Origin of the sequence: Desulfocurvibacter africanus subsp. africanus DSM 2603, assembly GCF_000422545.1 — a bacterium.
Classification (GTDB): domain Bacteria; phylum Desulfobacterota; class Desulfovibrionia; order Desulfovibrionales; family Desulfovibrionaceae; genus Desulfocurvibacter; species Desulfocurvibacter africanus.
Genome location: NZ_KE383874.1, coordinates 195,062 through 217,350, shown reverse-complemented (window position 1 = coordinate 217,350; position 22,289 = coordinate 195,062). Strand labels below are relative to the sequence as shown.

The window sequence follows — 22,289 nt, the reverse complement described above, 5'->3', positions numbered from 1 at the left end:
CCTCCCACGCTTAGTGCCAATCGAAAGTTGAAGCCGCCGGCGAGTTGTGGTTCCCCGGATCTCGAACCAGGCACAAGGGACGCAAGGCCTACCTGCGGCTGTTCTCCAGGCTAGAGCATTTGCTTTTGAAAATACTCTGCAAGCCATGTGTCGGCATGGCTTGCCGCCGCGCAGGCGTCTTAAAAGCAATCTGATCTATGGCGGGCGAGTTCGCGCTGGATGAGCCAGCCGGCAATGGACCTGGCGGAGAACGTCAGGGGCAGGGCGTCCAGGGCAAACCAGGCTGCATGCTCCAGCTCGTCATGATCGATGCTGAGCTCACCGGCTGCGTACTGCGCCGTGAATCCGACCATGAGCTGGGACGGGAACGGCCAGCTCTGGCTCCCGGCATAGCAAAGATTCGTGATCCGGATGCCTGTCTCTTCCAGGACCTCCCGGCAGGCGCACTCTTCCAGGCTCTCCGCGAAGTCGCAGAAACCTGACGGAAGGCTGTAGTAGCCCTGCGGCCATTCCCGTTTGCGCACCAGGAGCAGTTCATCGGCGCGGCGCACCAGGACCAGGGTGCAGGGAAAGATGGGCGGGTAGCGCTCGTACCCGCAGGCCGTGCAGCGCTTGCCCCAGGTCCCGGCAAGCCTTTCCGGCTGCCCGCCGCAATGCGGGCACACGTTGCTGTTGCGTTCCCAGCCCAGGATCTGCTGGGCGCGTCCGGCAAGGGTCAGGACATCGTCGGCCAGGGCTTCCCTGGCAAAGAAGTGCAGCAGGGGCGCTGCACGGTAGCCGGAAGGCAGTGGTTGCCTGCCGAGTTCGGCGATGCGCAGGGGTTTGCCGTCCCATGTGCCCATGCGGATGGTCCTGCAGGGCGCCCCGAGGTCATCCGGGAACTGCTCGAACAGGGGGGATGCCTGTCCCGGCGCGCTGCCCAGCACAAGGGCCTCCCCGCTAAACAGGAGCCAGCAGCCCGCCTCGCCCGAGTCAGGGACTGGCGCAGCGGGCTGGAAGCGGTTGCCGAGCACGGAGGAGTTCAGCGGCAACCGGCTTGCATCAGGATATCTCATTGCGTCTCCGGGTTCAGAGCATTTTCAAAAGCAAAATGCTCTAAAAGCAATCTGCTCCAAATTGCAGCGTGAAGAGAAAGGCGGGGATGTTCAAGTGTAGTGCAAGCCGTAGATGGCCGCAACCTGATCTCCCCGCCCGCATATCTGCGAAAGGTTTAGGGCGTTTTGCACAAGAACTGGCATAAACTGGGCAGGGCTTTGCCCTCCCAGACCCTCCCACCAGGGAAATGATTCCCCTGGACCCCCCATTTCAAATGCAATCTGCATTAATACATCAGGCCCGGCAGCAGCAGCACGATCTGCGGGAAGAGCATCATGAGCGCGATGCCGGAGATGATGGCCAGCAGGAAGGGCGTGATGCCCTTGAAGACGGCCTCCAAAGTGACCGACGGCGCGATTTTCTGGCACATGCCGTAGACCACGTATGCGTTGATGCCGACCGGCGGGGTGATGACGCCGATCTGGGTCACGAGCACGATGATCACGCCGAACCAGATGGGGTCGTAGCCCAGGTGCTGCACCACGGGATAGAAAACCGGGATGGTCAGCATGACCAGGGCCAGGGCGTCCATGAAGCAGCCGCCGATCATATAGATGCCCAGGATCAGGGCCATGATGAGCACGTTCGGGAGATCCATGGCCGCGACCCAGCCGGCCACGTCGAAGGGGATGCGCGTCACGGCCAGGAACTTGCCGAAGACCGAGGCGCCGGCAACCAGGAAGAGCACCATGGCCGATGTGCGCAGGGTCTCGTAGAGCGAGTCGGCAAAGGCCTTCCAGCTCAGCTGCCGCTTGAGCAGCGACAGGGCGATGATGCCCAGCACGCCGACGCTGGCGGCCTCCGTGGGCGTGAACAGCCCGAAGAACATGCCGCCGATGACCAGCAGGAAGATGGCCAGGGTGTCGGCCAGGCCCAGCAGGGAGCGCAGGCGCGCCGCAGCATCGCCGCGCTCGCCGCCCCGGCCCAGGTTCGGCCGCAGGCGGCACTGGATGGCGATGGCCACGATGAACAGCAGCGTGAGCACGATGGCGGGCAGGATGCCGGCCACGAACAGGGCTCCGATGGATTGGCCGGTGAGCACGCCGTAGATGATGAGCACGACACTGGGCGGCATGATCATGCCCATGCTGCCGCCCGCGGCAACCGAGCCGGCCGCCAGGGAATCGGCATAGCCGTAGCGCTTCATTTCGGGAATGGCGACCATGGCCATGGTCGCGGCCGTGGCCGGGCTGGAGCCGCAGACCGCGCCGAAGGCGGTGCAGGCCGCCACCGTGGCCATGGCCAGGCCGCCCCGGATATGGCCCAGGAACTGGTACGCGCACTCGTAGAGCCGCTTGCTGATGCCGGAGTTGAAGGCCAGCTGGCCCATGAGGATGAACAGCGGGATGGTCGACAGGGCATAGGACGAGAAGGTGTCGTAGTAGGTGCGCGACAGCATGCTCAGTGCGCCCTGGGGCGAGATGAGCAGGGCGAAGCCCGCGAAGCCGACCAGGGTCATGACGTAGGCCACGGGCATGCGCGTCGTGAACAGGGCCAGCATGGCCACGATGCCGACAATGCCGGCCAGGGTGGGTTCCATCTAGCGGTCCCCCTTGAGCGCCCGCAGCGCGTCGCGCAGCTGGAACAGGGCGAACACCGCGAAGCAGCCCGCCAGGGCGAAAAGCACATAATAAGTGGGCAGGCCCAGGTTCATGGACACCTGGCCGACCGCCCGCTTGTCCAGGCCGTAGGCCCACATCTGCCGCGCGATCTCGCCGAACAGGGCTGCCGAGACAAGACGCGTGCAGAAATCGAGCATCCTGCGGGCGCGCCGTCCCAGCCGCTGGTACACGACCTCCACTCCTATGTGGCTGCCCTGGCTGTGGGCGTAGGGCAGGGAGAAGCCCACGACCAGGGCGGCCAGGATGGAGGTGATCTCCTCGGAGCCGAACAGCGGCGTGTTCATTGCCGCCCGGCCCGCCACATCGAGGCCGGTGACCACGGCCATGCCCATGAGGCATGCCGCGGCCACGACCTTCATGCCGCCCTCAAGGCCGGAAAAGAGCCGGGCCGAGGGCCGGCCGGGGTTCGGAACATGCTCAGTCATCGGGAATCGTCCTTGATGCGTGGTCGAAGTTACGAGCATGGTGCACAAGAGCTGGCAGAAACTGGGCAGGGCTTTGCCCTCCCAGACCCTCCCACCAGGGAAATGATGCCCCTGGACCCCCCATTTCAAATGCAATCTGCTTCAAACCAGAGGCCGGGGAGCTGGCGCCGCCCGGCCTCGCAAGCGTTTGTTACGGAGCGGCTACTGCTGCGCCTTGCGCAAGGCCTGCCTGGCGAAGTTGAGCACGGCCTGGCCGTCGAGGCCCTTGGCCTTGGCCTCCTGGACATACTGGGCCAGCAGCGGCTCGGTGGCCTTGATCCAGCGCTCGGCCTCGCCGTTGTTCAGGGGCAGGACCTTGCCGCCCTTGGACTTGAAGAACTCCATGCCGACCACGTCGCTCGCGTCCCAGGCCTGGGCGTGCTTTTCGGCCCACTCGACGTTGATCGCGGCGATGGCCTGCCGGGCCTTGGGCGAAAGGGATTCCCAGCGTGCCTTGTTCATGACCACGAAGAAGGTCGTGGTGTAGGCCACGGGCTGGGTCTCGGTCATGAAGTGCACGACCTCGGCCATGTTCCAGCCCTTGTTGGTCTCCACCGGGTACATGCCGCCGTTGACCACGCCCTTCTGGATGGCCTGGTAGGAGTCGGGCATGGACATGGCCACGGGCGTGCCGCCCAGGGCCTTGACCAACTGCCCGGAATTGCCGGTGGCGCGCAGCTTGAGCCCCTGCAGGTCCTCGAGCTTGCGGACTTCCTTTTTCGCCGTGTGCAGCAGTCCCGGCCCATGGGCGTGGAAATACATGGGCTGCACGTCATTGAACTCGGCGGGCTTGAAGTGCGCGTAGACTTGATTGGCGACCTGGGTGGCGGCCCAGCCGGACCTGTAGCCCAGGGGCAGGTCCACGGCGGCCATGACCGGGAAGCGCCCGCGGGAATAGCCCAGGACGGAGAAGCCGAGGTCCGACATGCCCTGGACCACGCCGTCGTAGGCCTCTTCGGCCTTGGTCAGGGTGCCGCCGGGGAAGAAGTCGACGGCCACCTCGCCGTTCGTGCGCTTCTCGACCTCCTTGCACCACGCCTCGGCAAGCTGCGACTGCACGTGCGTGGGCGGGAAGAAACAGGAATAGGTCAGGCGCGTCCCGGCCTGGGCAACAGGGGGCAGCGCGGCGCAGAGCGCCATGACGCAAAGAACGCCCAGGGCGGCCAGGGCGGCCAGGGTGGCCAGGGCGGTCGGGCTGGTTCGTTTCATGCCGGTCCTCCGGTCGGTTGAGAGATGGGAGCCTGAGTCGGCGCAAGGCGGCGTACCATGTCCAGGGCCAGGGCCACGGCGGCCTCGCGCACGTCGTGCAGGTCGAGGACCCCGGTCTCAAGGGCATTGTGGACCATGAAGCCCTCGAACAGCGCGGTATTGAGCGCCCCGAGCTTCTCTACGGGAAAGCCGGGCGGGGCAAACGGCCTGATCAGGCGCGCGAAGAGATCCTCGGACAAACGGTGCTGGTCCAGGCGCATGATGCGGCGCAGTTCGGGATCGCGCGCCGCGTGCACGGTGAACTCCAGAAAGACCTTGGCCCAGTTGCGGTCCGCGACCATGTCCTGCAGAAAATCCCAGATGATGCGCATGGCCCCTTCCAGGTCGCCGGCCGTGGCGATGCGCTCGTCCCGGCTGGCGCGGTACTGGGCCAGTTTGCGTTCCACGATCTGCAGGAAGAGCTGGTCCTTGCTCGGCCAGTGGCGATAGAAGCTGCCTTTGGCATAGCCGGCGTGGCGGGTGATCTCGGCTACCGACGTTTCGCGAAAGCCCTTGCGCGCGAAGAGCTCCATGGCCGCGTCCATGAGCTCGACCATGGTCTGGTGAGATTTTTCCTGCTGCTTTGAGCCCATGCGCATGCATCCGCCCGGTGACCGCTGGTCACTCAGTGACCGACGGTCATTTTTATTGCGCAGACATATCCCCTTGGGCCAGGGGCGTCAATTCCTTTGAGATAACGGGGGTAGGGCGAGACGGCCGGCGTGGGGCGTGACGGCCATTGAGGTGACCGGCGTGGGGTGAAACGACCGTTTTATTCCCGCTGCCGACGCTGATGGATGACACGCAGGATCTGCACCTCGCCCTCTCGCACGCGGTAGGCCAGAAAATACGGCAAGCTGGGCAGGACCAGTTCCCTGGTTCCGGGCACTCGCCCGATCCTCCCCCGTTCCGGCGATTGGCCAAGCGTTCCGGCCGCCCCCCAGATGCGGCCGGCCACATCACGGGCCGTGCGCGGATCATCCATGGCGATGAAGGTGGCAATTTCGTCCATGTCGCGCAAGGCCTGACGCAGCCAGCGCACCGGCCTAGCCGGCATTCACGTCCCACTTGGCAAAGGCCTGCTTCACCTCTTCGTCCGAAGCGAAATCCCCGGCATCGGCCTGCCGGACTCCTTCTTCTATGGCGGCAACCTGCCAGCTTTCCTCCTCGACATAGCGCCGGATCGCGTCGGCCACCAGCCACGAGCGGGAGCGGTCCGTAGCCTTGGCCAAGGCCTCGAGCTTGGCTTGGGTTTCGTTATCCAGCCTGGTCGTCACTGTGGGCATAAGCACCTCTATGTATGCAATGTACACATGGCACACAGGTGCGTCAAACCTGGAGATCAGCAGTTCCCAACGGCGCTGCCCACGCGCCCGCGGCAACAAAAAAGCCGCCTCTCGGGCGGCTTTGCTCGTCTCTGCTCGTCTTTGCTGATCGGGGAAGCGCTCTCCAGGTCCGGCCGGGGCTAGGCCAGGCAGCGGTTTTCCTGGTCTCTCGGGCCAGGGCCATGCGCTGCTCTTCGCTGAGGTCGTCCTCGTGGATAAAGGCGCAGTTCCTGAACTCGACCACATTGTCGGGCGTGAACTGGTTGTGCCCTACGCCAGCCCATCCGTCGAAGCGATGAGCTTCACGCCCAGCAGCCCCATGACTCCGCCGGCCAGGCGGTCGATCCAGAGCTTTGCGCGCAGGTAGGCGCAGCGCGGGCCGCTTGCGGACAAGAGCAGGGCCACCACGAAGTACCAGCTGATTTCGATCAGCAGGACGAGCAGCGGCAGCATGAGCGTGACCGTGAGGGACGGATGCTTGGGCAGCAGGGTGGCGAAGATGCTGCCGTAGAACACTGCCGCCTTGGGATTGCTGAGCTGTATGCACAGGGCCGTGCGCAGGGCGCTCCACCATGATCTGTTATTGGCGGCTCCCGTGGGCTGCAGGCACAGGGGCTTTTTGGCCCCGCGCCAGATCGAGATGCCGATGTAGACCAGGTAGGTTCCGCCGGCGAGCTTCAGGGCCACGTACAGCCAGGGAACGCTCTTGAACAGGGCGGTCAGGCCGAGCAGGGCCAGTATGGCCAAGGTGACGGCGCCAAGGCCCATGCCGACTGCGGCGGCGATGCCATTTGCGCGCGACTCGGAGATCGAGATGCGCGCCACGGCCAGGAAGCTAGGTCCTGGGCTCATGGCTGCAAGCAGCACGGCCAACAGAATGCCTGCCAAGGCAAGGATGCTTTCCACGCTGGTCCCTCCCAAAGCGCTTTGTCTGTCTATACGCAGTGACGCCCACTGCGGGCGGCAAGGCGTGAGGTACAATAGAGCATTCTGCTTTTGAAAATGCTCTGCAAGCCGTGCGTCGGCGTAGGCGCAATTCACCTGCGCCGTCAATGCCGGAGCGGGCGTCTTAAAGGCAATCTGCTCTACTGACCAGCTGTTCGACCACCTGCCTGGTGGCCCTGGTCCGATCCTGGCGGTAGGTGAGCCGCGCCTTCTCGGACACCTTCAACTCCTGGCGCTGAGCGGCGTAGTAGCCGCAGGACCGCCCGTAGGCCCAGGCGAACACATCCCGCAGGAGGTCCACCCTTTTCGTCTCGCACACCCCGAGGATGCCGTGGACGCAGGGTGAAATTGTCAGACGAATTGTCAGACGATTTGACAGTTGAATGACAGTGGAATGCCAATGCTCGGCAGCGCCTCAAGTCAGTCCCGCGTCAGCCGCGTCAGGCGCGGCATTCGGAAACGTGTTTTCGATTCCGGGCACTTCTTCTGCGTATAAGTCCGCACGGAGTCAGCATATCGGGTGGCCGCATGGCTTGGGCTGCATGTACAGTGTTAGCATTGCCTGCCAGGGGAGTGGTGAACGGCATTCAGGAGGCAAGCGACAGCTGGCGTATTGGGCAACAGGTGGATCGAAAAACAGCCGGGCAAGCCTCTTCAGGCTGCAAGGCCGGATGGTCTTGGCTGCATCCATGGGCGGCAAATCTCCCAGCAAGATCGCCAATTGGTTTCCGCGCCCACGTGGAGGGACATGGTAGACGGCATTGGGCTGTCGGGTCTGTCTGGTGCATGTGCAATGTTGAACTGATGTCTCTGCACTGCATTCGGCTGGTCAATGCGCTGTATTGTGGCGCGAGTAAAAGTGTGCAGCAGCTGTCGTACGGGCGTTGCTTAGCTTGGTAAAGCATCTGGAATTGTTAACTAAACAATGATCTGCTTTGACAATAAATTTAACAGTCGATATATCCAGATCAAACAGGGAGAATGGCTATGAAACGATATGTGCTGCTGGTCACATCTATGGCCTTGTGCTTTGCTTTGCATGAATCAGCCCTGGCCGAAACACAACAGCTGGGCTTCTATGCCTCGGTAAAGGCCGGTGCGGGCGTCGCGCAGGCGGACGATCTGGATCTCGAAGTTATGGATACCAGTAATACTGTAGATGTCGATGATGAATCTGACGTGGTTCCTGTCGTGGGTCTGGCTTTGGGATGGGACTTCTACAAGTCGTCTGAACTTCCGGTGCGTGTGGAGCTGGAGTACACGCACATGAACGACGCCGACTTCTCATGGCAGGGCGACGTTACCGTGCTCGGGTTTACCACCAACGAGAGGTTTGAGGCCGAGGTGAGCGCGGACGTACTCATGCTCAACGGCTATTACGACTTCCGCAATCGGTCCAGGTTCACGCCCTTCGTACAGGCCGGACTCGGGCTGGCCATCCTAAAGACGGACGTCAAAAGGATCACAGACGGCTTTGATGCAGGTACCGAAAAGGACACGAACGTCAACTTCACGGCCGACATAGGCGCGGGCGTGGGCTTCGCCCTGACGGAGCAGCTGACCCTGGATGCGTCCTACCGCTTCGCCTACCTCGGCCCTGCAGGCGTGGATGTTGAAATAGCTTTTTACAAGGTTGAAGCCGACGTCTGGCGCCACGACATGCTGCTTGGACTCAGATATGCGTTCTAGCCCGACTCCGGATTGCGACACAGCCTAGGCCCGACAGTGTCGGGCCTTTCTTTTTTCCCTCGCCCGCCAGACTCATGCCGCCTTCCCCCACGCTCCGCATGCCTCGCACCCCGCTATCGGCATCATGGGCAGGAAGGGCATTCGCAGTGGCAGGCAGCAGGAGGGAGGGCGCATGAAAGGGGCGAGGAGACGAAATACCCCGTGTCGCCATCCATGCTCGAAGTGCGTTTCATTTGCTCTTTGTTACCGGCAGCCGCTTCGCAACCTCCTCGAGCATCTTCAGGGAATCCTCTTCGCCCTGGGCTTCAAGCTGCGCCCGGCGGCGGGCAGCGAACTGCTCGTACTCGTGATGCGCGTGGAAATCCGCCTCCTCCTTGCTGATCTTCCCGGCATTGCGCAGCACGTCGTATTCGTTGAACTTCAGGAACTCATCGAGCTTGATTTCCCAGTCCTTCAGGAAGACCTGCTTGCGGCGCTTTGCCTGGCCCTCGGCAAAGTCCAGCCACATGACCACGATGCGGTTCAGCTCGGAGATTTCGTCTTCGTGCAGGTAGTTCTTGGCCACGGTGACGTCGGCCTTGCAGACCCTGCTGCCCTTCCAGGTGGTCAGGCCCATGTTGGGTTGCGCGTGGGCGGCGCGCTCGACAATCAGCTCCGCGGCGGTCCGGCCTGTCGCGGCGTGATGCAACTTGTTCTGGATAGTCCTGAAGAAAACCTCCGTTTCCGCGCTCGAGGGCACGTAGTCGCCGGCCAGAGCAAAGATTTCCTTCACCCGCAGATACATGCGACGCTCGCTGGCGCGAATGTCGCGGATGCGCTCGAGCAGCTCATCGAAGTAGTCCGGCACGCCGGAGCCGGGCCTCGGGGGATTCTTCAGGCGCTCGTCATCGAGGGTGAAGCCTTTGACCAGATACTCTTTCAATCGCTCGGTGGCCCAGCGGCGGAACTGGGTTCCGCGAAGGGAACGCACGCGGTAGCCAACGGCAAGGATAGCTTCCAGGCTATAGTGATCAAGGTTGCGGGTGACCTGACGACTGCCCTCCTGTCGAACTATTAGGAATTTCCTAATAGTTGCCTCGGGACGCAACTCCTCGTCCGAATAAAGAGTTTTCAGATGCTCATTGATGGTGGGCACCTTGACCTGAAAGAGTTCCGCCATCAGGGCTTGGGTCAACCACAGCGTGTCATCCTCGAACCGGCACTCCACGCGGGCCTTGCCGTCCTCGGTCTCGTAGAGCAGGAACTCGCCGTTTGGAACAGGGGTGCTTTCGGTCATGATTACAGGCTCCGGATGTTTGTCAGCCGTGGTGCCCTTTGGGTGCGGAAATTATGGAATTCGCCGGTGACGACCAGATCGTAATTGCCCAATGCACATGCGCCGGATCGATATCACCTGAGAACCCTTGTCCTTGTTTGCAGAGTTAATGGCCTACCGTACGGATCGACACAGGGCAAGCCTGGGGCCGCATGGTACATTGGCAGGCTGATTTAAGCCCATCCGGCACTTGCCGTGGAAGCGGGCAGATACATGGACCTGCCTCTACGGAGATTCGCGAAACGCCTGCCGAATACGCCACCGAGACGTGGATGGTATGACGTAGGTGGGTTGTACGGGCGGGTTTCAAACCCGCCCCTACACTGCATATTGACCTTATCCATCCCACGATGCATCTTGCGTGTGCTCCGATATGCCCACAAGGCAACCCGTATGCGGGCCACGCTTTGAATCGTACCCAGGAGAACGCCTTGCCGATCCCAGACTTCCAAACCATCATGCTGCCACTGCTCGAACTGGCCAGTGACGGCAAGGTTCGCTCCATGGCTGAGCACCGCGAAGCCCTTGCCGAGCGTTTCAACCTCACGCCAGCAGAGCGCGAGGAACTCCTGCCCAGCGGGACACAACAGGTCTTTAACAACCGCGTGGCCTGGGCCAGTGTCTACCTGCAGCGGGCCGGGCTGCTTACACGGCCCCGGAGGGGCCACTACCAGATCACCGAGCGCGGCCGGGAAGCCCTCCGGACCAAGCCCCAGCGCATCAACATAGAGTTTCTCCAGCAATACCCGGAATTCAATGCCTTCCGCGAGAAAACCACGGACAAGAAGCCAGTGGAGGAAACCCGGACAGGCGAAACCCCGGAAGAGACCCTGGAGACTGCCTTTCAGCAGATGCGGGGCGGGTTGGCCCTGGAGATTCTTGAGCAGGTCAAATCATGCACGCCGCAGTTCTTCGAGCGACTGGTGGTCGAGCTGCTGGTCGGCATGGGCTACGGCGGCACCATGCATGATGCGGGCATGGCCGTGGGCAAAAGCGGTGACGAGGGCATCGACGGCATCATCAAGGAGGACCGGCTCGGCCTGGACCTGATCTACCTGCAGGCCAAACGCTGGGAGGGCACCGTGGGCAGGCCGGAGGTCCAGAAGTTCGTCGGCGCCCTGCACGGCAAGCATGCCCGCAAGGGCGTGTTCATCACCACAGGCACGTTTGCCCAAGGTGCTGTCGAGTATGCCGCCGGCATCGATTCCAAGGTGGTGCTCATCGATGGCAAGCGCCTTGCGGAGCTGATGATCGAGTTCAATGTGGGCGTGTCGACACGGGCCACGTATCAGGTGAAGCGGATTGACGGGGATTATTTTAATGGGGAGTAGGGAAGGAGGGAGCAACAGGCAGACCATTTTCGTGGCAGCACGAACATGGTCCGGGATCAATTTCCCGACGCCGGGAAATTGATCGGGGCCTTCGGCGGAAACGGGCCAGGATCATGAAAGCGGAGAAAGGAATGAGCGAATTGAAAAAAAACAATCCCGGCCCGGATTACGCGCACCTTCTCGCCGAGGTGAAAGAACGCGTCCGTTCGGCGCAGTACGCGGCGCTGAAAGCGGTCAATACCGAGCTGGTCGGGTTGTACTGGGATATCGGGCGCATGATCGTGGAACGGCAGAGGGATGCCGAACATGGCACAGCCATCGCCGAACAGTTGTCCAATGACCTGCGGACGGAGTTTCCGGGAATCAGCGGTTTTTCCCGGCGCAATGTCTTCTACATGCGGGAGTTTTACCTTCTTTACCGCGACGACAAGCGAGTGCAACCACTGGTTGCACAAATCGGATGGACTCATAACCTGGTGATTTTCCAGCGCTGCAAGGACCCCCTGGAACGTGAATTCTACATCCGCATGACCCGCAAATTCGGCTGGTCCAAGAATGTCCTTATTCACCAGATCGACAACCAGAGCTACGAAAAATCCCTGCTCGGCCAGACCAATTTCGACCAGGCGCTGACGCCCGAGCTGCGCGCCCAGGCCAAGCTGGCGGTGAAGGACGAGTACACTTTCGATTTCCTGGAACTGGGCGAGGAGCACGGCGAACGGGAGCTGGAGCAGGCGCTCATCGCCCGGATCGAAGGCTTCCTGCGGGCCATGGGAGGCATGTTCGCCTTCATGGGCAGTCAGTACCGGCTGGAGGTCGATGGCGAAGAGTTCTTTATCGACCTGCTGCTGTTTCATCGGCGGTTGCGCTGCCTGGTGGCCATCGAGCTGAAAATAGGCAAATTCAGGCCGGAGTTCGTCGGAAAGATGCAGTTTTACCTGACCGCGCTGGACCGGCAGGTCCGGCAGGAGGACGAGAACTCCTCCATCGGCATCATTCTCTGCAAGGAAAAGAGCCGCACCATTGTTGAATATGCCCTGCACGATGCCCGCAAGCCCATCGGCGTGGCGACTTATGAAATCACCAAGACGCTGCCCAAGGAACTGAAAGGACAACTGCCCCAGCCGGAAGAGATCGCAGCCTTGCTGGAGGGGATTGAAGACTGAGCACGCAATCCCTGGAGCCCGGCTGGAAGATGGTCACGTTCGGCGACATCGCGCAGAACGTTGCTGTGCGGGTGGACCCCGCCGATGCCAAAACCGACGTCTATGTCGGGTTGGAGCATCTCGATCCAAGCTCGCTGCACCTGCGCCAGTGGGGTCACCCCTCCGATGTCACCGGGCAAAAATTGGCCTTCAAAAAGGGCGATGTGTTCTTCGGCCGCCGCCGTGCGTATCAGCGCAAGCTCGCCGTGGCGGAGTTCGTCGGCGCCCTGCAAGGCAAGCATGCCCGCAAGGGCGTGTTCATCACCACAGGCACGTTTGCCCAAGGTGCTGTAGAGTATGCCGCCGGCATTGATTCCAAGGTGGTGCTCATCGACGGCAAGCGCCTTGCGGAGCTGATGATCGAGTTCGATGTGGGCGTGTCGACACGGGCCACGTATCAGGTGAAGCGGATTGATAGTGATTACTTTAATGAGGAATAGGGGGGGGGAACGACGAGGTGTGCTTGGCTGGTGGGCAAAAAGGCTAAGGCCAAGAGCGAAGATGGATTGGTATCTAGCCCCAGCTTCATAATCCAAGGTTATTATATCATGTACGCCTTATTTATATTATGAAATAATGTTGATGGGATGGGTAAAACAAAACTGCATTATTTTGTCGGGCTGGTGATGTGTTGAGTCATTAATCCTGACTTTTCCAAGATAAGATTGAACATTGGGCGAAATGGCTCAAAAGAATTTGCGTCAAGCGTTGGTACAACATCTTTGGCAAACTTTACTTTGTGCTTATCTCCTTTGAATTTCACAAGACCTGTTTTAGTATCAACATAAAACCATTGATGTAGTTTACTAACGCTCCAAAAAATGTGCTCTATACAAAAGTAAGGCTTAGGTTTTATCTTTTCAATTGGGTTAGCTTCATCCCAGACCTGAGCTCGTAATTGATTGTTTGGAATTGGCAGAAGAAGCGTATGAGCATTCTTATCCGTGAGTTTTTTGCAAAGTCCCATTTCAATTTCTGTTGTTATATATTCCCCTCCTAGTCCTCTCCAGTCGTCATAAGCATCGTCAAAATCAAAAAGCGCAAAGAAATGTTTATGAGGATATGTATCAAAAATATCTCTACGGCCAAATAGTGATTTAAGGAAGCCTCGGCTAAAAGCATCTTGAACCAGTATCGGTATATCTTCTCTAGGAAAGAGCTTCATGTAGGCTGTGTTTAGAATAAAAACATCAGATAGTCCCTCAACAAATAATATTGGTTTTTGAGAAGATCTGATCACGTTATCGATGAGTAATTTACTTTCGTCCTCTGCGTACTGAATAAAGCTATTTGAAAGCTCATTGATAACTTCCTTCTTTGAGCGTTTGGAACAACATACTTTGGAGTTTTCAATTTGAAAAAGATTAAGGTGAAGTGTCTCAAAACAGCAAAGAGTCGCAGCGCTGTGGCTAGTCATCAGCACGTGGTTGCTTTTAGCGGCTGCCTCCGTAATGCTAAATATCTGTGTTAGGAACTCAAACTGCCATTCAGGATGCAAAAATGCATCTGGTTCATCTAGCAGTGTAATGCAATTACTGTTCTTAAATAATTCGATAATTGAATAGATGTAAACGGATTGAAATTGTCCATCACTAAAGTGAACTATAGATGCATCTAGACCATTGGTTAGTCGGACTGGTACTGAAATCAGTGTCAGCATGCCTAAGGTTTTCAAATTGTCGAACTGGCGAAAAACATCTATTAGATTATCCTTGGCAAATTGTTTTCGAAAGAGCTCAAGGTTTATTGGTATTTGATAGAATCCTTTTGCTTTGTCGTATAAAGTACTATGATTAAACTCACCTTTAACGCAATTGACTAATTTGTCCAAAAAGTGGCGAGTAATGCCTGCGGCGCCCCAGAAATGCGTTGTAGGATCGAAGTCTTCGATTTTGCGGTTCTTTTTTGCAAAAATTGGCCGCTGAAGTACCATAATAACATTAGACGATACATTCTCAATGCCCAGTTTTTTGCAAAGGCACTCTCTTGCTATATTTGTTCCTGGTTGCATCAGAAAAAAAGATAAAAGCATATCTTTATATTCTCGACTAATTCCGATGAAAGGGCGGCTTTCGCTGAATTCAGCATCTTTTATTCGCTTTCTGAATTCTTCTTCATATCTTTTCACTAATTCTGTTATTGTATCATTATGCCCAGAGTAGTAGATTAAGACGTTGTCTGGTAGTGGCGTGTTGCCGATAGTTTTACGTTCGTTGCCATTGATTGTTAATCCGCCATTAGTCCATTCTAAACTAGTCTCTATGTCGTTGATTGTGTAGCTAAGAGTATAATTGAAATCGATGGTTGTTTTACCGTTATCAAATTCATATAGATGCTGAAAAATTTTGATAATAGCTTCAAATAGGTTAGATTTACCGGTTCCATTTTTTCCAACAAAGACATCAATGAAGCTGTTGCTGTCAAAATTTAGAGTGAAATCCGTCAGGTTTTTATACTGGCTGATGTATAATGATTTCAGACGCATGGCATCTTCCTATACCTGTGCCATTACGGCATTGAGCAGTTCGGTCTGTTTACTAGTGGCAGCGTCGATCTGCTGGTCCAGCGAGTCGCACAGGGCCATCAACTGGTCGATCTTCGCGACGATGCGGTGTTGTTCGGGGAGTGGAGGGAGAGGAACAATCGCATCTTGTAGTTTTTTCAAGGTAACACGGGTGATGGCAACCCCCATCATTTCAGCACGCATTTCTTTATAGAAGTATGGTGACCTTAGAGTGAATAAGAGATAACGATTGTCCACCTGCTGAGGTTGCTTCAGCAGCGCAACACTGGAAAGCATAGAAAACGGATCTTTCAGGTTGTTGATAGTGACAACCCCCGTGGTCGCGCCATCTTTAATGTACAAAATATTCCCGTATTCAGGATTGCATCTTGAAAATATTTCCTCATGTATTTCTTTCGTTACATACGTCGCATTGCTAAGAAGCACGCCATCGTCTTTGATGTTCTTTGCAGAAATATATAAGAATTCACCTGTTTCTTTATTTGGCGGTGAATGATGAGTTCCGTCAGTAATTTTTAACATCGCTTCACCCAGCCTCACCCACTCCCAGCCCTGCGGCAGTTGGTAGGGCACTTCCTCTGCCTTAATCGGCGGCAGGGGCTTGGGCTGTTTGATCTTGCCTGCCTTCACCAGCCGCTGTTTTTCAACTTCGATCTCTTTGAGCAGTTCGCTGGCTGGCGGATCGTTGGGGTCCTGAGGGACGAGGCGGCCCATGACGGCGAGTTGGAGAATGGCCTTGCGCAATTCGGCGACGTTCTCCTTGACGGTATAGAGTTCGCCGAAATGCTGTTGGATAAAGCCCCAGGTCGAGCCGTCCGGTGCGTCGAGCAGTTGCTTGATTGCAGTGGCATGGACGGCCAACCTCTTCTCTTCCCTATTTTGGCGCAGCTTTTCCACCTCGTCGCAACGTGCCATCAACTGATCGATCCTGGCGATAATGCGGTGTTGCTCGGGGAGAGGGGGGAGGGCAATCGTTACTTGCTTCACTTTGTCTTGAGAGATGTTCATTTGGCTATCTGCCATGCCCGACTTCATTCTCTCAATTTGATCAGCTCCGTATCCTGTGTTCAAAGCAAGGGCGCAATAAACTGGGAGAATCAGATTTCTATGGATTTTAAGTCGTATAATTTTATCGGAAAGCATTAGCTGTGGGCGGACAGATTTCGCTACGCAGCAGATTCCAACTCGATTCTTGGGACCGGCACGAGTAATCAATATGTCGTCTTCTTCAACTTGAGCATCAGGGCGAGGGGCTAACTTGGCGGGAAGGGCCTTATTTTCATGAGGCCAAAACTGTAAGGTCTGCACAGCTGTCGTTTTAAGTACACCCCATTCACTGTCTTTTGCTGGTTCGTTTTCACATTTTGGGCTCCAGCCAGCATCCATATATGAAATCGCGTTCCCCATACGTACCCACTCCCACCCCTGCGGCAGCTCATAGGGTAATTCCTCCGGCTTTATGGGCGGCAGTAGCGTGGCTTTCTTGATTTTGCCTGTCTTCACCAGCCGCTGTTTTTCCGCTTCGATCTCTTTCAGCAGTTCGCTGGCTAGTGGATCGTTGGGGTTCTGCTCCACCAGCTTGCCCTGGATGGCGAGCTTCAATATCAGCTCGCGCAGCTTGGCGATGCCGTCGGGAGCGGCAAAGGCGGTGTCGAAGTGCTGTTCCAGCAGGTTGCGGGTAGCCTCGGTCATTTCTTGCCTCCCAGGCAGGCCATCAGTTCAGCCTTGAGCGCCTGCTGAGCAGCTTCTAGTTGTTGGACGATCTGCTGGTACTCGGTCATTAGCTCTTCCGGGTCGCGGTGGTTGACCTCCACTTCGTGCGGGTTCTTGCAGTCGAGATTGTAATTGCGCTCGGCCAGTTCTTTGGCCGAGCCTTTCCAGGCGTGTTCTGTGGTCTTACGACCTTTGCGTTCAGCGCCGCCCCACCAGCTTTTTTCCAGATCAAATTCGCCAATGGTCAGCGGGTTACGGCGTGAGTAGGACTTATAGCCATCAGGATAGGGATGTTCGAAGAACCAGACGTCCTTTGTCGGCTCTCCCTTCTCGATGAACAGAATGTTAGTGGCAATGCCGGTATAGGGGCTGAAGACTCCCTTGGGCAGGCGCACGATGGTGTGCAGATTGAATTCTTCCAGCAACTCACGTTTGATATTGGTTTTGGTGCCTTCGCCAAACAGAAATCCGTCAGGCAGCACCACGGCAGCGCGGCCAGTATTGTGCTTCAAAAGATGCATGATCAGCGCCATGAACAGGTCGGCGGTCTCACGGGTCTGGTATTTGCGCGGGAAGTTGTTTTCGATACCGTCTTCTTCCATGCCGCCGAATGGAGGATTGGTGATGATGATGTCCACGCGGTCTCTTGGGCCGTAATCCTTGAGGGGACGGCTAAGGGTATTATCGTGTCGTATGTTGGTAGGGACATCAATATCGTGCAGCATCATATTGGTGACTGCCAACATATGCGGCAGGGATTTTTTTTCCACACCATGGATGCAGGCTTGCAGGGTCCTCAGATCGTCAGGATTTTTGACCTGCTTCTTCAAATGTTCGATAGCGCAGGTGAGAAAGCCGCCAGTACCGCAGGCAGGGTCGAGGATGGATTCACCCAGCTGAGGATTCAGCATATCCACCATGAACTGAGTAACGGCCCGAGGGGTGAAGTATTCGCCTGCGTTTCCAGCGGATTGCAGATCGGCGAGAATCTTCTCGTAAATATCGTTGAATAGGTGGCGGTCCGAGGAGGAGTTAAAGTCCACATCCTCTTCAATGATATTGATTACCTGACGCAGCAGGGTTCCGGACTTCATGTAGTTATAGGCATCTTCAAATACAGCCCCGACCACCTTGCCTTGGGGAGAAATGCCGGCAGCGGTGGCGAGTTTCTTCAGGGCTGGGAACAGGTCGTTGTTGACGAAGTCAATCAGTTCCTCGCCAGTGATGCCCTCTGGATTCTTGGCCCAGTTGGACCAGCGGAAACGGCTCTGCAGTGGAGATTTATACCCCCGCATGGTGAGCTGCCATTCCTGCTCTTTGTCGTCGAATATCTTCAAAAACAGCAGCCAGACCATTTGACTGATACGCTGAGCGTCGCCATCGACGCCGACATCCTTGCGCATGATGTCCTGAATGGATTTGATCAAAGTTGTTATGGACATGGGCTGGTTGTCTCCAATTCCTTATTACGATGCGCTGTAGAGCGCTTGTTCCAGATCGCGCACGGCCTGCTGATACTGACCCAGACCGCCAAAGGCACGGATGATTTCCATGGGCGTGCCTAATGCATTGAATGGCGAGATGGTCAGGATCTGCGTTTCTTCGATGTGCTCGACCCCTTCGTCAGCATACTTATCCAGCAGGGCTTCCAGCACGCGGCGGGCCTGTTCACCATAACGGGTGAAGTAGTTGTTCTTCTTGACCTGTTCGGCTCGCTCTTTGCGGGTGAGAGGCGGCATATCCCAGGCGATGTGACAGATCAAATCGAAAGGATCGCAGTCGCGGCCGATCTCGTCGGCCAAGGCATCGAAGAAGATTCCTTCATTGGCCAGCTCTTCGATGATGGCCTGCTTCTTTTCAGCGCTGCTCCATCGACGAAGAAAGTCATCCAGCGAGGTGAATTCCTTGGCCAGCGTCTTGCGGGTATAATCCTTTAGGGATTCAGTGATCAGCTTGCCGTCGGCGTCGAAATACTGGACTCGCTCTGAGGCCACTTTAACTTCGACGTTGGCGACAACGTAGCGCCGTACCCCCGCATACTCTTCATCAGGACCAGGTTCGGCCATGATCGTCTGACCGCCGTCTCCTCCCGCTTCGGGATAACTGGAGCCTTCTGCGGGGGCGCAGTCTTCACGCATATCCGGTGGTACGGGTGAATCGTCGGGGTGTTCGGGCGTGTAGACCTGCACCGGATCGCCGTCGAAATCAGGGTCCGCAAAGAGTTCGGTAGCCTTTTTGAAATCGATGATGGTGAAGTAGAATTTCTCGTAATCCTCGTTGATACGGGTGCCGCGTCCAATGATCTGCTTGAATTCGGTCATTGACTGGATGCGCTGGTCCAGCACGATCAGTTTGCAAGTTTGGGCATCGACGCCCGTAGTCATCAGCTTGGAGGTGGTAGCAATGACCGGGTACTTACTTTCGGGGAAGATGAAGTTATCAAGCTCGGCCTTGCCCTCATCGTTGTCACCGGTAATACGCATGACGTACTTGCTATTCTGGGCTGCCAGATCGCTATTCTCGTTGACCAGCTGTTGGCGCATGCGCTCAGCGTGGTCGATGTTTTCGCAGAAGACGATGGTCTTATCGAAGCGGTTGGTTTGTCTAAGGAACTCGCTGACTTTTTTGGCCACGAGCCGGGTGCGCTTTTCCAAAACTAGGGTTCTGTCAAAATCCTTCTGGTTGTAAATGCGATCTTCGATTTCGTTACCGTGCTTATCCAGCATACCTGTGTCAGGACGCCAACCGGTCAGGTCCTTATCCAGATCAATGCGTACCACTTTGTATGGGGCAAGGAAGCCGTCATCGATCCCTTGTTTGAGCGAATAGGTGTAGAGGGGCTCGCCAAAGTAATCGATATTGGAAATTTCCTTGGTCTCTTTCGGCGTGGCGGTCAGGCCAATCTGGGTGGCCGAGGAAAAGTATTCGAGGATTTCACGCCAAGCTGAATCGGCGGCAGCACTGCCTCGGTGGCATTCATCAATAATGATCAGATCGAAAAAGTTGGGACTGAATTGTTTGTAGATGTTCCTTTCTTCTTCGGTGCCCGTGACAGCCTGGTAAAGCGATAAGTAGATTTCATAGGATTTGTTGGCCTGCCGCTTCTGGATCTTGGTCATCGCCGAAGCAAACGGCTTGAAATCATTGGTCATGGTCTGGTCGACCAGGATGTTGCGATCGGCTAAAAACAGAATTCTTTTCTTTGCCTTGGCCTTCCAGAGCCTCCAGATGACTTGAAAGGCGGTGAAGGTCTTGCCCGTCCCGGTGGCCATGACCAGTAGGATGCGATTCTGGCCACGCGCGATGGCCTCAATAGTCTTGTTGATGGCCAGTAGCTGATAATAGCGCGGCATCTTATCGCTGCCGTCGCTGAAGTAATCCTGAGTGACCAGACTATTCTGTTCTTCGTTCAGCCCACGTTGCCTTGCCCACCCTTGCCAAAGAGTCTCTGGGCAAGGGAATTCATGCAGGTGGAGCTCTCGTTCGATTATCCCATCCGTTGCGATCTTGTTATGAAATAGAAAACCATCACCATTGGAGCTGAATACGAACGGAACCTGAAGCAGTTCAGCATAATCAAGACCTTGCTGCATGCCGTCGCCTACAGAATGGTTGTTATCCTTTGCTTCAATGATGGCGATCGGGATATTCGGCTTATAGAACAGGACATAGTCTGCGCGCTTGTGCTTGGCGCGAGTATGAAGCTTGCCACGAACAATGACTCTACCTTTGGTCAGAGGGAACTCTTCTCGTATCTGAGCCGCAATATCCCATCCGGCCTGCTCCAGGGCCGGAGTGATGAATTTGGTGCAGATGTCGCGTTCGGATAGCTTTTTTTTATTCACACTGCATATCCTTCTGCCAGAGTATACTTAGCCGGCTGGTCATTATACCCGGCAGTCAGCATCTCTCTATCCCCATGATCTAGGCTCGATTGGCATGAATTCTCTTTGCAGCATATCGCCAGGACTGGCTTAGTTTTTTATGGGGTTGACGGCAAGTTCTTGATTGATGGTGGCATAGCGGTAGCCTGGGCTGAACATTTCCAGCCTTCTCCAGGTCGATCTATTTCTATCCAATCGTCTCCACGGGTGCTGCATTGTCTAACCATGAGGATTGGTTTTTCATGCGAGGGAATGAGTAGCGAAAGCCCCCCACATTCCCCGCATATCCTGCACCCCCTCCTCATCATCTCCGCTCCCTCCGGCTATCCTTCCCAGCCAGTAAGGACCGCAAGGAGCGAGCATGTCCGACATCATTTGCCTTTCCTCTTCCTGCCTTTCTCCTGACTCTTCCTCCCCTCGGAGCCCCCAGCCATGACCGAGGCCGAGATCATCCGCCGCGTGCGCAAGGGCATCCGCGAGCCGAGCCCGCGCCTGGTCAGCGACGAGGACATCCGCGAGGTCATCACCGAGGCGGTGCGTTCCCTGGCCCTGGAAATGATGTTTATCGACCGGCGTTATTTCACGCGCGCCAGGGTCGTGTCCTCGAACACGCACGTGTTCGTCTTTCCCGCGGACGCGCAGTCCATCCTGCGCGTGTGGGCCATGCAGGAGAAGGCCAGGGCCGTGGCCGGGGCGAACGGCGAGGGCGAGCCCATCACGCTGACCATTCCGGGGCACGGCTTTACGGACAACGAGACAGTCGAGGTGCAGGACGTGGGCGGCAACACGGCCGCCAACGGCACCTGGCAGGTCGAGAACGCGACAGCGGACACCTTCGGCCTGCGCGGGGCCGTGGGCAACGCGGCCTACACCGTGGGCGGCAAGGCCTTCCGCTCGCCCAAACGCATTGACCTGTTGCCGGTCGCGCACATCGAGGACACGACCGCTACAGGCCGCTGGCGCTGGTATCCGCGCGGCGACGCGATTGTGCTCGATGCGAACCAGTTCGCCCATGACCTGTACGTCGAGTACCTGCCGACCGTGGAGAGCCTGGCCCTTACCGACATCCCCGGCCTCTACCATCCGGGCATCGCGGGCTACTGCGTATCCGAGCTGCTGGTCATCCCGGCCCAGGACGACCCGGCCTATGCGGACCTGAGCGCCTCCTACAGCCGCAACGCCGAGGTCTGGAACAGGGCGCTGGAGACCCTGCGCACCCATTTCAGGCCCGCGCCGCAGCCGAACATGCCCCGCGACGTCATGGGCTGGGGAGCGGTTTAGATGAGCGTCATCACCCTTGCCGGCTCGCAGACCAGGAGCAGCAGCCTGGCCTCGGACATCATCCGGCGCGTGCGCCAGAAGCTCAACGAATCCTCGGCCCACTTCTGGAGCGACGAGGAGCTGTTGCAGTGGATCAACGAGGGCTGCCTGGACATAGCGGCCAAGACGCTGTGCGTGGGCGCAAGCGAAGAGATCATGCTGGCGGCCGACACGCTTGAGTACGCGCTGACAAGCCCGCACCTGACGGCCATCGCTGCGGTCTACGACAACCGCAAGGGCCTCATGCGCGGCGACCCGCGCCAGGTGGGCCATGTGCGCGACGTAGGCGAGCCCGTGCACTGGTATCCCTGGGACGGCTTTGTCGGGGTCTATCCGGTCCCGGCAGGGGGCTCTCCCGCCATCGGCAGGCGGGTGCGGATCTACCTGGTGGACATGCCGGCCCAGCTCGCGGCTGCGGACCCTATCCCCACCCCGGCCATCTTCGACGGCCCGCTGGTCAACTACGTGTGCGCCGAGGCCTGGTTCAAGGACGACAAGGCCGGCAAGGGCAGCTACCGCCTGAGCCTGTATGAGGGCGTGATCGCTCAGTTCCGGGCCGACTTCGGGGACAGGGGCAGGGACAGGCCGGCCGACCTGGGGAGCAAATAG

At 57.4% G+C, this 22,289-nt stretch carries 20 protein-coding genes; 6 read left to right on the top strand and 14 right to left on the bottom strand.

The features are described 5' to 3' along the window. Positions 1 to 179 precede the first annotated feature (179 nt). The 9 genes from nudC to H585_RS23350 all read right to left on the bottom strand — a co-directional run bounded on the left by nudC (position 180) and on the right by H585_RS23350 (position 7,018). The gene (gene nudC, locus H585_RS0120445; protein ID WP_027369213.1) at positions 180 to 1,055 is read right to left on the bottom strand and encodes an NAD(+) diphosphatase; all 876 of its coding nucleotides are present in this window, start codon (positions 1,053 to 1,055) and stop codon (positions 180 to 182) included. 266 nt (positions 1,056 to 1,321) lie between these two features. After that, entirely contained in the window at positions 1,322 to 2,635 is a 1,314-nt protein-coding gene (locus H585_RS0120440) for a TRAP transporter large permease (protein ID WP_027369212.1), read from the bottom strand. Further along, positions 2,636 to 3,142, bottom strand: a complete 507-nt coding sequence (locus H585_RS21945) for a TRAP transporter small permease (protein WP_081678729.1) — start codon at positions 3,140 to 3,142, stop codon at positions 2,636 to 2,638. Positions 3,143 to 3,343: 201 nt separating this feature from the next. Then, positions 3,344 to 4,390, bottom strand: a complete 1,047-nt coding sequence (locus H585_RS0120430; protein WP_027369211.1) for a TRAP transporter substrate-binding protein — start codon at positions 4,388 to 4,390, stop codon at positions 3,344 to 3,346. Further along, positions 4,387 to 5,022 (bottom strand): TetR/AcrR family transcriptional regulator, encoded by a 636-nt coding sequence (locus H585_RS0120425; RefSeq protein WP_027369210.1) that lies wholly within the window; start codon positions 5,020 to 5,022, stop codon positions 4,387 to 4,389. The genes H585_RS0120430 and H585_RS0120425 overlap by 4 nt, the downstream gene beginning before the upstream one ends. A 179-nt stretch (positions 5,023 to 5,201) precedes the next feature. Further along, on the bottom strand, positions 5,202 to 5,486 hold the full coding sequence (locus H585_RS0120420; RefSeq protein ID WP_027369209.1) for a type II toxin-antitoxin system RelE/ParE family toxin: 285 nt from the start codon (positions 5,484 to 5,486) through the stop codon (positions 5,202 to 5,204). Beyond that, on the bottom strand, positions 5,476 to 5,715 hold the full coding sequence (locus H585_RS0120415; RefSeq protein WP_027369208.1) for a CopG family ribbon-helix-helix protein: 240 nt from the start codon (positions 5,713 to 5,715) through the stop codon (positions 5,476 to 5,478). The genes H585_RS0120420 and H585_RS0120415 overlap by 11 nt, the downstream gene beginning before the upstream one ends. A gap of 309 nt (positions 5,716 to 6,024) precedes the next feature. Further along, the gene (locus H585_RS0120410; protein ID WP_027369207.1) at positions 6,025 to 6,660 is read right to left on the bottom strand and encodes a LysE family translocator; all 636 of its coding nucleotides are present in this window, start codon (positions 6,658 to 6,660) and stop codon (positions 6,025 to 6,027) included. Positions 6,661 to 6,823: 163 nt separating this feature from the next. Next, positions 6,824 to 7,018: a hypothetical protein gene (locus tag H585_RS23350; RefSeq protein WP_034628623.1), complete on the bottom strand. Its 195-nt coding sequence runs from the start codon at positions 7,016 to 7,018 to the stop codon at positions 6,824 to 6,826. A gap of 668 nt (positions 7,019 to 7,686) precedes the next feature. Here H585_RS23350 and H585_RS0120400 point away from each other — a divergent pair. Continuing rightward, on the top strand, positions 7,687 to 8,388 hold the full coding sequence (locus H585_RS0120400; protein ID WP_027369206.1) for an outer membrane protein: 702 nt from the start codon (positions 7,687 to 7,689) through the stop codon (positions 8,386 to 8,388). 229 nt (positions 8,389 to 8,617) lie between these two features. Here the strand turns inward: H585_RS0120400 and H585_RS0120395 are convergent, their stop codons facing one another. Then, the gene (locus H585_RS0120395; RefSeq protein WP_027369205.1) at positions 8,618 to 9,664 is read right to left on the bottom strand and encodes a virulence RhuM family protein; all 1,047 of its coding nucleotides are present in this window, start codon (positions 9,662 to 9,664) and stop codon (positions 8,618 to 8,620) included. Positions 9,665 to 10,134: 470 nt separating this feature from the next. Between H585_RS0120395 and H585_RS0120390 the strand changes: the two genes are divergently transcribed. The 3 genes from H585_RS0120390 (at position 10,135) to H585_RS23785 (ending at position 12,679) form a co-directional block, all read left to right on the top strand. Next, positions 10,135 to 11,034, top strand: coding sequence for a restriction endonuclease (locus H585_RS0120390; RefSeq protein WP_027369204.1), 900 nt, complete (start codon positions 10,135 to 10,137; stop codon positions 11,032 to 11,034). Between the two features lie 131 nt (positions 11,035 to 11,165). After that, positions 11,166 to 12,200 carry a PDDEXK nuclease domain-containing protein gene (locus H585_RS0120385; RefSeq protein ID WP_027369203.1) on the top strand — a complete coding sequence of 345 codons (1,035 nt, stop codon included), beginning with the start codon at positions 11,166 to 11,168 and terminating at the stop codon, positions 12,198 to 12,200. Between the two features lie 29 nt (positions 12,201 to 12,229). Beyond that, positions 12,230 to 12,679 (top strand): restriction endonuclease, encoded by a 450-nt coding sequence (locus H585_RS23785; protein ID WP_027369202.1) that lies wholly within the window; start codon positions 12,230 to 12,232, stop codon positions 12,677 to 12,679. A gap of 167 nt (positions 12,680 to 12,846) precedes the next feature. Here H585_RS23785 and H585_RS21935 read toward each other — a convergent pair whose 3' ends face one another. Genes H585_RS21935 through hsdR form a run of 4 tightly spaced genes read right to left on the bottom strand, consistent with a single transcriptional unit; the run spans position 12,847 to position 20,321 of the window. After that, positions 12,847 to 14,724, bottom strand: a complete 1,878-nt coding sequence (locus tag H585_RS21935; protein ID WP_051183250.1) for an AAA family ATPase — start codon at positions 14,722 to 14,724, stop codon at positions 12,847 to 12,849. 9 nt (positions 14,725 to 14,733) lie between these two features. After that, entirely contained in the window at positions 14,734 to 16,455 is a 1,722-nt protein-coding gene (locus H585_RS0120370; RefSeq protein WP_027369201.1) for a restriction endonuclease subunit S, read from the bottom strand. After that, complete coding sequence (locus H585_RS0120365; protein WP_027369200.1) at positions 16,452 to 17,918, bottom strand: type I restriction-modification system subunit M; 1,467 nt, start codon at positions 17,916 to 17,918, stop codon at positions 16,452 to 16,454. The genes H585_RS0120370 and H585_RS0120365 overlap by 4 nt, the downstream gene beginning before the upstream one ends. A 24-nt stretch (positions 17,919 to 17,942) precedes the next feature. Beyond that, a complete protein-coding gene (gene hsdR, locus H585_RS0120360) occupies positions 17,943 to 20,321 on the bottom strand; it encodes an EcoAI/FtnUII family type I restriction enzme subunit R (protein ID WP_027369199.1) in 2,379 nt (792 codons plus the stop codon). Between the two features lie 471 nt (positions 20,322 to 20,792). Here hsdR and H585_RS0120350 point away from each other — a divergent pair, with 471 nt between their 5' ends. Next, positions 20,793 to 21,641, top strand: a complete 849-nt coding sequence (locus H585_RS0120350) for a hypothetical protein (protein WP_027369198.1) — start codon at positions 20,793 to 20,795, stop codon at positions 21,639 to 21,641. Next, positions 21,642 to 22,289 carry a phage adaptor protein gene (locus tag H585_RS0120345; RefSeq protein ID WP_027369197.1) on the top strand — a complete coding sequence of 216 codons (648 nt, stop codon included), beginning with the start codon at positions 21,642 to 21,644 and terminating at the stop codon, positions 22,287 to 22,289. It abuts the gene before it with no gap.